At 27.5% G+C, this 15,056-nt stretch carries 12 protein-coding genes; 4 read left to right on the plus strand and 8 right to left on the minus strand.

Annotated features, from left to right (window positions below; translation table 11 throughout):
* Nucleotides 1-38: 38 nt before the first annotated feature.
* Together IU405_RS11050 and IU405_RS11055 are read right to left on the minus strand one after the other, a co-directional pair.
* Nucleotides 39-959 carry a DUF58 domain-containing protein gene (locus IU405_RS11050; protein ID WP_197438662.1) on the minus strand — a complete coding sequence of 307 codons (921 nt, stop codon included), beginning with the start codon at nt 957-959 and terminating at the stop codon, nt 39-41.
* Nucleotides 956-3,517, minus strand: a complete 2,562-nt coding sequence (locus tag IU405_RS11055; protein ID WP_197438663.1) for a M1 family metallopeptidase — start codon at nt 3,515-3,517, stop codon at nt 956-958. Before IU405_RS11055 ends, IU405_RS11050 begins: the two co-directional genes overlap by 4 nt.
* Before the next feature lie 262 nt (nt 3,518-3,779).
* Here IU405_RS11055 and IU405_RS11060 point away from each other — a divergent pair, with 262 nt between their 5' ends.
* From IU405_RS11060 to IU405_RS11075, 4 genes are read left to right on the plus strand one after another with little or no spacing between them, the layout of a single operon-like run.
* On the plus strand, nt 3,780-4,544 hold the full coding sequence (locus IU405_RS11060) for a polysaccharide biosynthesis/export family protein (RefSeq protein ID WP_197438664.1): 765 nt from the start codon (nt 3,780-3,782) through the stop codon (nt 4,542-4,544).
* Nucleotides 4,545-4,553: 9 nt separating this feature from the next.
* Nucleotides 4,554-6,917, plus strand: a complete 2,364-nt coding sequence (locus tag IU405_RS11065; protein WP_197438665.1) for a GumC family protein — start codon at nt 4,554-4,556, stop codon at nt 6,915-6,917.
* A gap of 9 nt (nt 6,918-6,926) precedes the next feature.
* Nucleotides 6,927-7,799 carry a methyltransferase domain-containing protein gene (locus tag IU405_RS11070; RefSeq protein WP_197438666.1) on the plus strand — a complete coding sequence of 291 codons (873 nt, stop codon included), beginning with the start codon at nt 6,927-6,929 and terminating at the stop codon, nt 7,797-7,799.
* Nucleotides 7,800-7,805: 6 nt separating this feature from the next.
* A complete protein-coding gene (locus IU405_RS11075; protein WP_197438667.1) occupies nt 7,806-8,615 on the plus strand; it encodes a hypothetical protein in 810 nt (269 codons plus the stop codon).
* 46 nt (nt 8,616-8,661) lie between these two features.
* On the opposite strand, the gene IU405_RS11080 is transcribed toward IU405_RS11075, so the two are convergent.
* The 6 genes from IU405_RS11080 to pseI are packed head-to-tail and all read right to left on the minus strand — an operon-like array spanning nt 8,662 to nt 15,051.
* Nucleotides 8,662-9,471, minus strand: a complete 810-nt coding sequence (locus IU405_RS11080) for a glycosyltransferase (RefSeq protein WP_197438668.1) — start codon at nt 9,469-9,471, stop codon at nt 8,662-8,664.
* Nucleotide 9,472: 1 nt separating this feature from the next.
* Nucleotides 9,473-10,522: an EpsG family protein gene (locus IU405_RS11085; RefSeq protein WP_197438669.1), complete on the minus strand. Its 1,050-nt coding sequence runs from the start codon at nt 10,520-10,522 to the stop codon at nt 9,473-9,475.
* A gap of 2 nt (nt 10,523-10,524) precedes the next feature.
* Nucleotides 10,525-11,541: a hypothetical protein gene (locus IU405_RS11090; protein WP_197438670.1), complete on the minus strand. Its 1,017-nt coding sequence runs from the start codon at nt 11,539-11,541 to the stop codon at nt 10,525-10,527.
* A 14-nt stretch (nt 11,542-11,555) separates the two neighbouring features.
* Entirely contained in the window at nt 11,556-12,737 is a 1,182-nt protein-coding gene (locus IU405_RS15825; RefSeq protein WP_197438671.1) for a glycosyltransferase family 4 protein, read from the minus strand.
* Complete coding sequence (locus IU405_RS11100; protein WP_197438672.1) at nt 12,734-13,993, minus strand: oligosaccharide flippase family protein; 1,260 nt, start codon at nt 13,991-13,993, stop codon at nt 12,734-12,736. Before IU405_RS11100 ends, IU405_RS15825 begins: the two co-directional genes overlap by 4 nt.
* A 14-nt stretch (nt 13,994-14,007) precedes the next feature.
* Nucleotides 14,008-15,051: a pseudaminic acid synthase gene (gene pseI, locus IU405_RS11105; protein WP_197438673.1), complete on the minus strand. Its 1,044-nt coding sequence runs from the start codon at nt 15,049-15,051 to the stop codon at nt 14,008-14,010.
* Nucleotides 15,052-15,056 lie beyond the last annotated feature (5 nt).

The following is a 15,056-nucleotide window of genomic DNA, read 5'->3' on the forward strand; positions in this document are numbered from 1 at the left end:
TGCAAATATACTCTTGTTTTTAAATCTGACAAAGAATTTTATAAAATTTTTTTTCTACTAGTTAAGTAGCTTGTTAATACCTGTGAAAATCCTTGTTGGATGTCAACAGGAACATAATCAATCTTATATTGTAAGCATTTATTTTTCAAAGCTTTAAAGTAGTTTTCTATCAGTATTTTGTAACTATTTTGAATATTTTCTGCATACAAATCTATGGATTCTCCAGTTTCAACATCTACTAATTTTTTGGGAATATTGTCAAAATTAAAGTTCAATTCTAATTCAGCATCAAACGTATGGAACAAAACTACCTCGTGTTTGTTGTATTTCAAATGGCGCAATGCTTCAAACAATTCCTCGCTTTTATGATCTGTTTGAAACATATCCGTAAATAAAAAAATTAAAGACCTTCTGTGAATTTTTTCTGCAATTTCATGCAAATATTTGTAGGTATCAGTCGTTGTTTTCGATGCTGAAATCAATAGATTTTCTAATTGATGTAACAACATTTTTCGATGGCGCTCACTGCCTTTTTCTGGAGCATAATACTCGTAAGAATCTGAATAAATACTCAATCCTACAGCATCTCTTTGACGTTTTAAAATCTCCATCAAACAAGAAGCTGCAACTGCAGAAAATCCTATTTTATTTAAGGAATCTAATTTTTGCATTTTTACAATCGGAAAATGCATAGAAGCTGAATTATCAATGATGATATGACAGCGTAAATTGGTTTCTTCTTCGTATTTTTTGGTGTATAATTTTTCGGTTTTGGCAAATAATTTCCAATCAATATGACGTGTACTTTCGCCTTTGTTGTACAATTTATGTTCAGAAAACTCCACTGAAAATCCATGAAATGGACTTTTGTGCATGCCTGTTATAAACCCTTCAACAACTTGTTTGGCAAGTAAATCTAAGTTTTTAATTTCCGAAGATTGGAGTTCTGAAAGATTCATTTTTTAATTTTTTGAGCTCTTATTAAATTGTCTGTGGTTTGTAATAATTTTTTCAATAATATTGGATTGTAATTTGGGTTTTCAGTCAAAAAATCCTTCAGAATTTCATTCGCTTCTCTCGAAGAATAGTTTCCAATAGAACTTGCCAGCCAACCTTTTGGAAAGAAAATATCTCCTGTTAGTTGCACTTCTTCTAATTTTTCTAAAATTGATTTCAAGTGTTTTATAGATGATTTTTGACGCAAAGGATGATGAAGATTATTCAAACCAACTTCTACCCACGATTCTTTTTCTCTGTTTTCTTTGTTTAAAAGCGATTTCATGAATTCATCTCGAACTTTTTCATCTTTCGAAACAGAAGGCAATAACCATTCAAAACGCTCTAATCTGTCAGGATTTGTAATTTTTTTCGCTTGAATTTCCAGAATTTCTGTCGATTTTGGGTGCTCATAAATAGCCAACAGTATCGCTAATTTTGTATAATCATTCTCATTTAAAAACAGATTTTGAAAAGTCATTTTTTTGTTCCAAAGTTGGTATAAATTTTCTTTTCCTTGATTGGAAATGGCTACTGATTCATACAAACCGAAAATGGTTTTTTTGATGTTTGCAGGAAGTTCACTTTCAAGCAATTGTAGTAAATTCTCTTCAGTTATTTTTTGAACTTCTTTTTGTTGAACATCTGTCAAAAATGTCCAGTAAATAGTTTCCAATATCCCTGAAAGATAACTACTAATCAATTCATTTTTTTCTGATTGAATAGCTTCCAAAAAAATCTGATATGTTTCTAATGCTGAAACTTTTTCAAGTAACATATTTTCGTACAAGTTGATAAATTGATAGCCTCTTGTAACATCGTCTTTGAGGTTTTTGTAGGTATGAATTTTGTTCTTGTAAATTGGAAAAACACCATACCCAAAACCATCTGAATTGTAGATAATTTGCCCGGGTTTAAAATCTTTTACGGCAGAGGAAATATCAAAAGATTTTCCAATATTTTTCAGATTGATGGTTTTTTCATAGCCTCTTTCATCCTTTAAAGTGATAGAAAAAGACTGTGTCCAAATTTTATTGGAACCGTCTTCGGCTTTTTGATGTATCACAAATTTGGTAACATTTCCTTTTTCATTGAATTCGATTTCTTCATAAAAAATGGGTCTTCCAGCCGAATTTACCCAAACATCACTCCATGATTTTAAATCTCCCCCAAAGTTTTTATCTAAAATCGATACCAATTCTTCCCAATCAGCATTGCTATTTTTATAAGTTTTGATGTATTCTTGAATCCCTTTTTGAAAAAGTTCTTCGCCCAATAAATACTCCAATTGTCGCATCATAATGGGTGCTTTGTTATAAATAATTCGTCCATAAAGTGACCCTGCATCTTTCAAATTTGCCAAATATTGGCGAATACTATTCGTGCCTTTTGTGCGGTCCTCAGAATACGCACTTGGATAATGGGTCATTAGAAAACTCAAATTATGATTGATTTCAGGAAACTGTGGATTTACAATTTTATCCGCCATAAAATTCGCAAAAACCTCTTTCATCCAAACGTCATTGAACCAACGCATGGTAACTAAATCGCCAAACCACATGTGTGAAGTTTCGTGTGCAATCAATTTTGCACGTCCTAAAAGTTGATTTTGAGTCGCATTTTTATCCAAAAACAACGAAGATTCTCTGTATTGAATAGCGCCAACATGTTCCATTCCTCCATATTGAAAAGGCGGAATGGATGCAAAATCCATTTTTTTGAAAGGGAAATTTTCTTGTGTATAATTCTCTAGATAATCCAACGATTTTTGGTGAATCTCAAAAATGCTATTTACACTTTCTGAAATTTTCTCTGGATTGTTTTCTCGATATAAAAAGCGCATGTCAAACTTTCCCGGGTTTTTTGTGATTTCAGAAAATTTTCCTGCGACAAAAGAAAATAAATAGGTACTCATCAAATCAGAAGTTTCAAATTGATGTGCTACAAATTCTCCTTGTGCAATGCTTTTTTTTTCGAATGCTCCACACAATACCTTCCAGTCTTTGGGGGCTGTAATTGTCAAATTGTAGTTGGCTTTTAAATCAGGCTGATCAAAGCAAGGAAACAACGTACTTGCTCTGTCAGGAACCAATAAAGTATATAAAAAATCTTCGTTTCTGTTTAGTGATTTTTCTCCTGCATCAAAGTGAATTTCAACAGCATTTTTGCCTAAAACCAATTGAGATTTATCAATAATGATGTGTTCATCTTGATGATTGATTTCAGATTTTTGATTGTTGACACTGATGGATTTCAACATAGAAGCTGCTTCATTAAAATCTAAAAAAAGGTGATTTTCCAAATCGTTTATTGTGAAATCAATTTTTAATTTTGAAGAAATAGGACTGTTTTTATCTTCATGAATCTTGAAATCTAGGGTATAAATGATGTCAGAAATTTGCTCTTTTCTGTATTTTGAGAGTTCATACGAAATGCCTTTTTCTATTTTTAAGGCTGCCTTTTTTTCATTGCAAGAAATAAAGAAATAACAAAAACTGAATAAAAAGAACCAAAATCTCATAAGTAATAATTAATTTTTAAAAGTAAAAAAAGGTTTGACGTTAGCCAAACCTTTTTGTATTTAGATTTTATCAAATCAAAATTTTTTAAGAATTATACTAATTCTAAATTTTTTAAAGCAATTTTTTATATAAAAACTTAGTTTCAACATTAACTAATCCTTAAAATTTTGTATTATTGCTAATAATAATGACTATATTTTTCGAAAAAAAATCACCAATTAATATAACTATAATAAAAGGTAAATAGATATGCAATATAAATTGAAAAGTAAAATTGTAACATATTTAAAGGTTTTTGCAATTTTATCAACTAGTTGTTTTTTATTTAATTGTGTATCCTCCAACAAAATAAATTATTTTGAAAAAAACAATTCGATAAATTTAAATGAAATGCTTCTTGATTATGAGCCGACACTTCAAAAAGGCGATATTCTAACTATAAATGTTTCTGCAATTGAAAATGAAGCTGCTTTACCATTTAATCTTTTTGAGGCCCCAAACTCACCAAACTTAATTCCTTTACCATACATTGTAAATGCCGAAGGAGAAATTAATTTTCCTGTTTTAGGAAAAATAAAAGTCATTAACTTAACAACAAAAGAGTTAACAGAAAATTTAACGGAACGTTTATCACCATATTTAAAAATGCCTATTGTAAACATTAGAATTACAAATTTTCAAGTAACAGTTCTTGGAGAGGTAAAAACCCCTGGAAGATTTTTTATTCTAAACGAAAGAATATCTATTTTAGATGCCCTGGGACTTGCTGGTGATTTAACCATTTATGGTGATCGACAAAATATTACGTTGGTTAGAGAAAAAGATGGGAAACGTAATTTTCAAAAAATAGATTTAACAGATAAAAATTTATTTAATGCTCCTTATTTTTATTTATCTCAAAATGATGCACTTTATGTTGCATCTAATAAAACGAAAGTTAATTCTTCTAGTGTTGGACCAAATACATCGGTAGTTATTTCCTCTATATCCATATTAGTTACTTTAATTGCTATACTTGTAAGATAAAAAATATTTATGAAAGATACTTTTACACATGAAATAGATCCTATTGAGAATAAACGATTAGACTTTAGTGACGCTATAAAAAAGTACCTCTTTTATTGGAAATGGTTTGTTTTATGTTTGGCAATTTTCATTTTTATTTCTTATTTATATGTTCGCTACACTCCAACACAATACGAGGTTTTTTCAACTGTTTTAATACATAATAAAGAAAATGAAAGTGTTTCTTCTGAACTTTCTGCTTTTAAAGATTTAGCATTAATAGATAATAATAAATCACTTTTTGATACAGAAATAGGTATTTTAAAATCTAGAAGTTTGATGGAAAAAGTTGTAAAAAAACTACATTTAAATAAAACTTATTTTGCTAAAGGAATTGTTAAAAATTCAGAACTATATGCAACCAATCTTCCTTTTAAAATTATGTTTTTTGATAAAGATTCAGTTTTATATCAGAAAGATACAACAATTTCAATAGAACCATTATCCGAAACAAAGTTCGCCTTATTTGATGCAGCTAATTTAGAAATTGGAAATTATAAGTTTGGAGATAAAATTGAAAGTAATATATCTGATTTTACCATTGTACCTACTTTAGCAACTTCCATTCAAGTTGGACAAAAAATAATCGTAAGTATAAAATCTGTATCTAAAATTACTGATGAGTATAGAAAAAAAACACGTATTGAACCACTAGACTCTAAATCAAGCCTTATAAACATAACTCTTAGAGATCAAAATAAATTAAAAGCTCAAGAAATTTTGAAAGTATTAATAGAGCAATATAATATTGAGGCTATTATTGATAAAAGTTTAATTGCACAAAATACTGACAAATTTATAAATGATAGGATAAATACAATCTCGAAAGAATTAACCCAAGTAGACATAGAAACTGAAAATTTTAAAACAAATAATAAACTTACAGATATTATTTCTGAAACGGGTTTAATTTTAGACTCTAATAATAAATTAGAAAAGGAAACCTTAAACTTAAATACTCAATTAAGGTTAGTGGAATTTATGAATGAACATATTTCTAAAAAACAATATGAGCTCATTCCTTTAAACCTTGGGCTTTCCAATGAAAATCTTAACCAAAATACAAAATTGTACAATGAGTTATTGTTAGAACGTAATAGATTATTAAGGAGTTCTAATCAACTAAATCCAATAATTGTAAATTTAGAAAATCAACTTTCAGATATACAAAAGAGTATTTCGCAAAGTTTACTGAACTTAAAATCATCAATATCTATTTCTTTAAATAATTTAAAAAAACAAGAGAATGAGTTTGATTCAAAAATTAAATCTGTTCCAAAACAAGAACGAACTTTAAAAGACATTCAGCGTCAGCAACAAATTGTTGAAACACTATACTTATACTTGTTACAAAAAAGAGAAGAAAATGCTATTGCCTTAGCTATAAAAGCGCCAAATGCAAAGATTATAGATGCAGCTTATGGAAGTGATTTTCCAGTATTTCCAAAAAAATTATACGTTTATGGTTTAGCTTTGATTTTTGGATTTGTAATTCCTTTTTTCGGAATTTATCTTTTCTTTTTATTCAACAACAATGTTCACACAATAGAGGATATTGAAGCTGTTTTAGATGTCCCAATTTTAGGGGATATTCCAAAATCTAAAGAGAATAATTTAGGATTTGGTTCTAGTAATACTAGAGGTGAAATTGATGAAGCTTTACGAATTATAAGAACCAATATGTTTTTTATTTTATCAAAAAACAAAAAAAAATGTAAAAATATATTTGTGTCATCAACATTTAAAGGTGAAGGAAAATCATTTACTTCTATACATTTAGCAAAAACACTCGCATTATCTGGTAGTAAAGTAATTTTAATTGGAGCCGATATTAGAAACCCAAAAATTGCAGAATATTTAGAATTAGAAAATAAAAAAGGATTAACTCATTATTTAGCGGATGATTCTATTGAAATAAAATCATTAATTGAACCTGTACCTTATTTAAATTTTGATTTGTTACAGGGGGGTATTGTACCTGCAAATCCATCTGAATTATTAATGAATGGAAGATTTGATGAATTATTATCTCATGTAAGTGAAAAATATGAATATGTAATTATTGATACAGCACCTGTAAATATGGTTGCGGATACCGTAATGTTGAGTCAAGAAAGAGCAGACATGTTTGTTTATGTGGTTAGAGCAAATCATTTAGATAAACGGATGTTGAAAATACCCAAGAAACTCCATGAAACCAATAAACTACAAAATATGGCTATGATTTTAAATTATAGTGATCCTAAAGGAGCATACGGATATGGATATGGGTATGGTTATGGGTATGGGTATAGTGAAGAGATTGAAAAAAAACCGTGGTGGAAATTTTTTTAAAATAAGAATATGAAATTTTATTATAAATCAATTCTACAGCATTTTTTTTCAAATTTACCTAAAGGTGAAAAGTTGAATTATCTTTTTCAAAAACATATTTCAAAAACATTTCCTGTTACAGATGATAAATTTATTTTTAAGGCAAATACTGCTTTTAAGCATTTTAAAAATTTTGAAAAATTTAATACTTTAAAAAATGCTTCAAACAAATATTATGAATTTGGTGCAGGTTGGGATATGATAGTGCCTTTGTCAATATGCCATTTGGGTTATGAAGCTACAGTTATAGATATAAGAAGATTATTGGTTGATGATTTGGTTAAAAACTCAATTAAAAGATATGGGATTTTAAAAAATAATCTACTTTTTAAGATAACAAATTCGAAATATAATGAACTTAAAGATTTTAATTTTAAATATTATGCACCCTTAGATGCAAGTAAAACAATTTTTTTAGATAATTATTTCGATTTCTCTTCTTCTACAGCAACATTAGAACACATTCCCCCGAAAGATATTTTAAATATTTTAAATGAAACATACAGAATTATGAAGAAAGGAGGTGTTTTGTCAATTACTATAGATTACAGAGATCATTGGGCATATTTTGATAAAAGTATATCTTTTTATAATTTTTTACAATTCACGCCTGAGGAATGGAAAAAATTCAATCCTTCTTTAAATTATCAAAACAGATTAAGACACTGTGATTATTTAAAAATTATTTCAAAAACTAATTTTAAAATAGTAAAAAGCAACCTATCTTTACCAAATGAACAACAAAAAAAAGAATTACAAACTATAAAACTAGCGGCTAATTATAAAAATTATAAAAGTAGCGAACTAGAAATATTGGGCAGTGAAATTGTACTAGTTAAATAATTATAAATGACTAAAAAAGAAGAAATTGACAGAAATGGCTGGATACTCGTCAAAAATGTTTTTTCAACAAAAGAAATTAATATTTTAAGAGAAGAAGTTTTAGCAGAAAAAAATCATTTAGGAGATCTTTTATCTTCTAAATTATTATCAAAAACATTAATTGACCAAAGGCTTATAAATATATTTAAAGAGTGTCTTGGAAGTAATAGTTTATACTATTTTGGAGATAGTTCTTTTTCTATAAACAGAGAAGGTAAAGGAGGTTTTCACAAAGACTCCAAGGATAGAGATAAAAAAGATAGTAAAGAATTTACAGATATTAATTATTCTTTATTAAGAATGGGAGTTTATTTACAAGACCATTCAATTTCATCAAAAGGATTGTGTTTAAGAACAGGATCTCATTTACAACAAAGTACTGGGAAAGGAAAAATAGTAAATGTAAAAAGTGAAATAGGTGACGTTGTTGTTTGGAAACTAACTACTACTCATTCTGCTAATGCAGGAGTCGTTTCGCTTTTTCCTAATTTTTCATTTCATCCAAGAGTTGCAAGACTATTTCCGGATTTTTTAAAACAAAAAGCTACTAACCCTAGAATCGCAATTTTTACATGTTTTGGTTTAAAAGATGATTATGCAAATGCTTATTGTGATTATCTTAAAACCAGACAATATGCGATTGAAAGATGGGCTGCATCTAATTATTCTGAAGAGGTAATTTATGAATTAAATAAAAGAAATGTAGAAGTATACACAGACTTTAATTTAAAAGAAATAGACATGAAACAAGTTAATGAGAAATACAAACAAATTTAAAATACTTAAAATTTCATTTTTATTACTAAGAAATAATTTTTAAAAGTTATCTTAAAAATCTCGAATAAATAAACGATCTGATAAAAGCTGGGGCAAGCCTTATAGGTACTGATAAAAAAATAAAATAACACAATTGAAAAATGTTAATAAGTCCAATATCAAATCTATACTTTAATATTTTAAATTCAGATATAGCATATTGCAAACCACCTCTTCGTTTGTATGTTTCTTTTGTAATTCTGAAATAAAGCAAACTTTCATTAATATTTGCAAAAATTGTTTTGTTTTCGAAAAGTCTTAGCCATAAATAAATATCTTCTTTTAAAAAAAAAGGTTGATAATTACCAGCTGCTAAAACCGCTTCCTTTTTAAAAACAACCGCAGGATGATTGAGTGGGCATCTTCCTTTTAAATTCTTTATAATTTGTTCATGGCTTAAAGGTACTTTTCTTGTAGAAATTATATTGTCTTTTGTGTTTATAAATTCGTCAATAAAAGAACTTACAATTCCTATTTTTGGATGTTGCTCTAAAAAATTAATCTGTTTATAAAACCTATCAGGAAATGCAATATCGTCAGAATCCATTCTAGCTATGTAATCAAAACTACACTCATTTACGCCAATATTAAGTGCTTTCCCTATTCCTACATTTTCTTTGAGAGCTTTAATTTTTGTGGGAGCTATTTTGGCAAAATTGCTTAAAATTATTTCTAATTCATTTGTTAAAGGCCCATCTTTAATAATGACAATCTCGTTAGGTTTAAGAGTTTGATTATCCCAAATACTTTGTAAAGCTTGCGTTAAGAAAAAAGGATTTTCTTTACCATAAACAGGCATTAAAACAGAAAATTTCATACTATTCAGTAAATATTGTTTGGTAAGGAAAACCTCCGTGTTTTCCTAAATCTAAAAAAACTTCAAGCTCAAAAAAAACTAAAGCAACAGTTAGAATCGTTATTATAAAAAAAATGTTTTTTTCGTTTTTAATGTATAAAGGAAAAATAAGTATTTTAATATAAAACAAATAGGAAGCAGCTCTTGAAAGTAAGTGAAAATCTAATGAAATTAAATAAATAATCATTCCTAGCAAGTATAAATTAACAATTATTGGTCTCTTAATTTTTTCTTGTTGTGAAACTATAAATAAAGATAAAACTACCCAAAAAAGTACAGCTAATCCACTTCCCAATTCTTCAGGTGTTATAAATTTTGCATACTTTATATATCGTTCACCGTAATAAGGAATAAAACTAATAATATTAAGAAGTATTTTTTGAAAAAAACCTTTTAAGTAAAATACAAAACTTGTTATAATTGCAATGTACCAAATATATGAACTAATTAATTTTCTATTTATAAAATATGCTGGCAGTAATAAAAAAGCTGAGTAATGAAAAAGTATTGCAGCTAGCGTAATAATTAAAAAATAGGTATAATTTTTTTTTTGTTCAATAAAATAAATTGCGTACAAAAAAACAGCAATTACTAAACCTTGTCTTATCTGATCATTAGTTAAGAATAGCAATTCGAAAGTAAATGTAAAAAAAATACCTAACGCAAGTATTTTTTCTCTTATTAGGGTTAAAAATAAAAATAAATAGGTAATAAAAGCACAAATTATCATTGCATATTTATAACCATCAAAATGCGATGCAAATAATTTATTTATAAAATAATAACCAAATTCTAAATGTGTATTAACTCCTTGTACAATAGATTTAAATAAATATACGTAGGATTGATAATCATTTCCTACGTTGTATCTTAATCCTACGAAAAGAAAAACTACACTGAAAGAAAGCACTAAAGGAATATGATTACTAGTAGATTTAATTCTTTCTGAAATTGTTGAAAACAATACACTAAAAAATAAAGCTAAATTATATATAACGTAGGTAAATATCATTATTATGAGTTAGATAGTGCGTTTGAAAGCGCTTCTTTTGTTTTAATTTCACTTATTCCCCAATATTTTTCAATAACTTCATTTTGTTTCGAACTAATGTTAAAAGTATACTTTTTAAAACTGTTTTCAATTTCTTTGGTTTCAGATTCTAATGTATTTAAATCTGATTGATTTCTTTGAGAAAAAGCCCTATGATCATTTTTACTAACCTTATAATTTACTTTTTGTCTCAAAATCATTTGTGGTTTTTTTAAATAATTTACATAACCAATATGAGTTCCTACACTGTTTGAAACAACAAAATCAGCTAATTTGATTATTGATTTTAACCTTGACAAAAAGAAAATATCATTTATATGACCTGCAGATGTAATTTTAAAACCACAGTTTTCATACGTTTTTACCAAATTTTGATTTAAAGCATCTCTCCAATATAAACAAATTATAACAGTATCAAATTCATTTTGCACTGATTTTAAAAATGTTATTAACTCATCGTTATTAAAATCAGTTGCTAAATTTTTTATGGAATGAGAAGGAAAAACTAATAAAGTTTTACCAATATCATTTTTATGATGACAAAATGTATCTTCTTTTAAAAAATCGTCAACATAGTGTATGTAAGGTCCTATCTTAATAACATTTTTAGTTGTTTTCTTTTTTATATGATTTTTTCTAATTTCACTTAAAGTAATAATTTTTGAAACGCACCAATCAATAGAATCTTTTTTAACTATTGAGCCTAAAAATAAACCATGCTCAATATAGGCATTTAAAGGCTTGTCATTTGCTAAATATTTTTTTAGTGACACACTTAAACCGTAATAATTATTATCAATTACTATATCTGTTGGGTATTGTGGTATTTCAGAAATTATTTTTTTATAATCAAAGATCGAAATATTACTTCTAATATTTATTTCCTTTTTTGATTTACGATGAATTAAACGAAGACCAATTACAAATAAAATATTTATAATCTTATGAGTTATTATAAAACTTTTAATTTTTTCTTTCATCAAAATATATCAACTTAATTAAGTTCTAAAAATACCCTAGCATAATTTAAAAACATTGCATTTTGTGTAAACTTCTCATTATAAATTTTTAATGAATTCTCCCCCATTTTAGGCAAATCATATTTACTTAAATTTTTAAAAACTTCAACTAATTCGTCTTCATTTGGTTCAATTAAAAAACCATTAAATCCATCTATCACCATCTCTGGAATTCCACCAACTTTGGATGAAATTATTGGTAAACCAATCCTTAATGCCTCTATGATTGACACAGGCAAACCTTCATCAAGACTAGTTAAAATAAAACCATTTGACACTTTTAATTGACTAGTAACATCGTTTACAAAACCTTTAAAAACAATTTGTTTTTCTAACTTATTTAATTTTACCAATTTCAACAAATTTACTAAATCAGAACCATCTCCTAAAAAGGTAATTTTAAACAGTTTTTTTTCCTCTAATGATAGTCGACTTATTGCTTTAATTATAATTTCTTGCCCTTTTCTTTTGCTGATAGATCCAGCACAACAAAAAGAATATTTAGGATCGCACTCTTGGAGTTTATAAGAAGGTTTTCCTACTTTATTATTAATGCCATTGTATACATAAAAAAGTTTTTCTGAATCGAATTTTGGATGGTTATTTCTGAAATTTTCCATTGAACTTTGTGATACAAAACCCAATTTATCAACGTGTTCTAAAACTTCTTTTTCAGCATTTACCAAATACTTAAAATACGAAGTATTTATTAATTTAGGAAAATAAATATGAAGCATTTTAAAAGTATCTCCATTAGAATGAATAACCAATACTACTTTTTCTTTGGTGTTTTTTCTTTGTTTTAAATAATGGTAACAGGCTAATATCTCATGAAAAAAAACAATATCTGTATCTCTATCTTGAGAATTATAGTAATCGACAATGCGTTTTTTATTGTTCTCCCCTTTTTTTAAAAATTTAATAGTTAAAAAGCTTGAAAACGGGATTATTTTTTTCATTAACCTTTTTATACCACCTTTTTTAGATTTTAAAGCATAATCAACTTCGCTTTCAAAAAATAAATCTGCACTTATTATAGCAAGATTTACGCATAGTTTCTTTAAAAAGGGATCGGATTTCGCAAATGTCCTTACCACTCTGCTATCTCCATTTGGGGATGACAATCTTGAACTAAATATTAAATCTACTTTTTTCACAGTTGGTTCATTTTAGAGTAAACATATTTTCTTGCATAATAAATTGATAAAAATGATGTTGCAATTTCTGATATTAATACTGCAGCGCAAATTCCATTTAAAAACCATACGTTAAAAATATACATATTTAAAATTAGAATACCGTAAATAATTCCTGAACCTATAATTGCCCTTGCAAAATACTTTTTGAAACCAAAAGCCAAAAGGGTTTGTACTGCAATTGTGTTGTTAATGACAACGGGGATAACTGTAAAGGATAAAATAATTAGAGCTGTTGTAGCTATTGGTATTTGTTTCCCACTTATTAGCTTAACGATAAAAGGAGCGGCTGATATAACAAGTAACAAAAGGAAGATTTGAATAACTAAATTTATCTTTAATATTTTGTGAATAAAAGACAAGCTTTTATCTTTAACTACTTTAGGAAAAACAGTTTGACTTATTAAGCTAATAGGAGTTTTCATTAAATTGGTTATTTTTTCAGCAACATCGTAATAAGCCACTTCGTTTATCCCTATAAATGCACCAATAATAATTTTACTCATTTTAATATACAATTGTGACAAGTTTGATAAAAATATGGGTAAACTCTCTTTAAAATAATACATAAGAGTTTCTATTTTTGGGATGTAAAATACAACCTTATCTTTTTTAAAAACAATAATTACCGCCATTAATCCCGAAAAAATCGCACCAATACCATTTATAATTGGTACTAATAAATAATCAGATTCTTTTTTAATTAGAACAAAGATCAATACTAAAAAAATAAATCTGCTTCCTAGATTTATTAAAGTGATATATTTCATTTTTTCTAATCCTTGAAAATACCAAATAGGAAAAATAAATTCGTAAAAACATAACCACATGCTTAACAAAAACAGCACTTTGTAATTTTGAAAAAAGGGAATCATATAAATTAAAAATACTACAACAAGCATGGATATAGCAAATAGCAATGCTTTTAGTATAAGAACACTGCTTACAATTTCTGATACTTTTTGTGGATTTCCTCTGTGTAAACTAATTTCTTTTGTAGCTGAAATGTTAAAACCAAAACCAACTAATATTCCTAAGTATAGAACCACTGATTGAGCAAAAACCACAACACCCCATGTGGTATCACCAAGAACATTAAATAAATGAGGTAATGTAATTATTGGGACTAATAAAGTAACTGCCTGCAAAATTGCCAAATAGGAAAAATTACTGACTAAAACTTTATATTTAATAATAAGTTCTTTTAGTTTAAGCATATATTGCTTTTCTATTAATTTTCTATAAATGACATTTTTAAGGCTGTTCCCTTTTCGAGATCAACAATAACGTTTTTATTTAAAATATCATTATAAAACTTTGGATGCATTCCAAATCCTGGTCTTACTGAGCGCACATTTTCTTTGGTTAAAACATCACCTGCTTTTATATCTTTAACAATGTATAAAGAACGACAAAAATCTCTTCCACTAAGTTGTTTTTCTGTCAAAGTATAATCAACTACCCCAATAGCACTTTCAGCCTGTCTTACTGCTTTAACCATGGATGTAAACTCATCTTCGTTCATGGAAAATGAAGCATCTGCACCACCAATTGATCTGTCTAAAATAAAATGTTTTTCAATAATTTTAGCACCAAAGGCTGTGGCTACAATGGGTACAATATTTCCCATTGTATGGTCTGATAATCCGCTTATAACATTGTAACGTTCAGCCAAATCTTTAACCATACACATATTTGCTTCTTGAATAGGAGCAGGATAACTGGAGGTACATTTTAACAACGCAATATCATAATTGCCCATTCTATAGCAAGCATCTAAGGCCAATTCTATATCTTCTTGTTCTGCAATTCCTGTTGAAATAATTACTGGTTTTCCTTTGGATGCAATTAATTCAATTAGTGGAATATCAGTAATTTCAAAGGATGCAATTTTATATGCAGGAACATTTAATGTTTCTAAAAATTCAACAGAAGTTGGATCAAAAGGAGATGAAAAACAGATTAATTCTTCTTGTTTAGCAACTTCCATAATTTGTTGATGCCATTCCCATGGCAAATGAGTTGATTTGTATAAATCATGTAAATATTGTCCATCCCAAAGCGTACCTTGTGTAATTTTGAAATCTTCTTTTTTGGAATCTAATGTGATGGTATCAGCAGTAAATGTTTGTAATTTAATACAATTTGCACCTGCTCTTTTTGCGGCTTTAACAGTTTCAATTGCGGTTTCAATACTTCCATTATGATTTGCTGACAACTCAGCAATAATAAAAACGGGGGAGTTTTGATCAATTTTAAAATTTCCTATTTTCATTGTTA

The sequence above is a fragment of the Polaribacter sp. BAL334 genome (assembly GCF_015767435.1).
In the GTDB taxonomy this organism is placed as follows: domain Bacteria; phylum Bacteroidota; class Bacteroidia; order Flavobacteriales; family Flavobacteriaceae; genus Polaribacter.

What these genes read in the sequence shown, in the direction of transcription:
- IU405_RS11080 (WP_197438668.1), bottom strand. Translation starts at nt 9,471, where the DNA reads ATGAAATTTTCTGTTTTAATGCCTGTTTATGGTAAAGAAAATCCTTTT.
- IU405_RS11090 (WP_197438670.1), bottom strand. Translation starts at nt 11,541, where the DNA reads ATGAAAGAAAAAATTAAAAGTTTTATAATAACTCATAAGATTATAAAT.
- IU405_RS11055 (WP_197438663.1), bottom strand. Translation starts at nt 3,517, where the DNA reads ATGAGATTTTGGTTCTTTTTATTCAGTTTTTGTTATTTCTTTATTTCT.
- IU405_RS11070 (WP_197438666.1), top strand. Translation starts at nt 6,927, where the DNA reads ATGAAATTTTATTATAAATCAATTCTACAGCATTTTTTTTCAAATTTA.
- IU405_RS11050 (WP_197438662.1), bottom strand. Translation starts at nt 959, where the DNA reads ATGAATCTTTCAGAACTCCAATCTTCGGAAATTAAAAACTTAGATTTA.
- IU405_RS11075 (WP_197438667.1), top strand. Translation starts at nt 7,806, where the DNA reads ATGACTAAAAAAGAAGAAATTGACAGAAATGGCTGGATACTCGTCAAA.
- IU405_RS11085 (WP_197438669.1), bottom strand. Translation starts at nt 10,522, where the DNA reads ATGATATTTACCTACGTTATATATAATTTAGCTTTATTTTTTAGTGTA.
- IU405_RS11100 (WP_197438672.1), bottom strand. Translation starts at nt 13,993, where the DNA reads ATGCTTAAACTAAAAGAACTTATTATTAAATATAAAGTTTTAGTCAGT.
- pseI (WP_197438673.1), bottom strand. Translation starts at nt 15,051, where the DNA reads ATGAAAATAGGAAATTTTAAAATTGATCAAAACTCCCCCGTTTTTATT.
- IU405_RS11065 (WP_197438665.1), top strand. Translation starts at nt 4,554, where the DNA reads ATGAAAGATACTTTTACACATGAAATAGATCCTATTGAGAATAAACGA.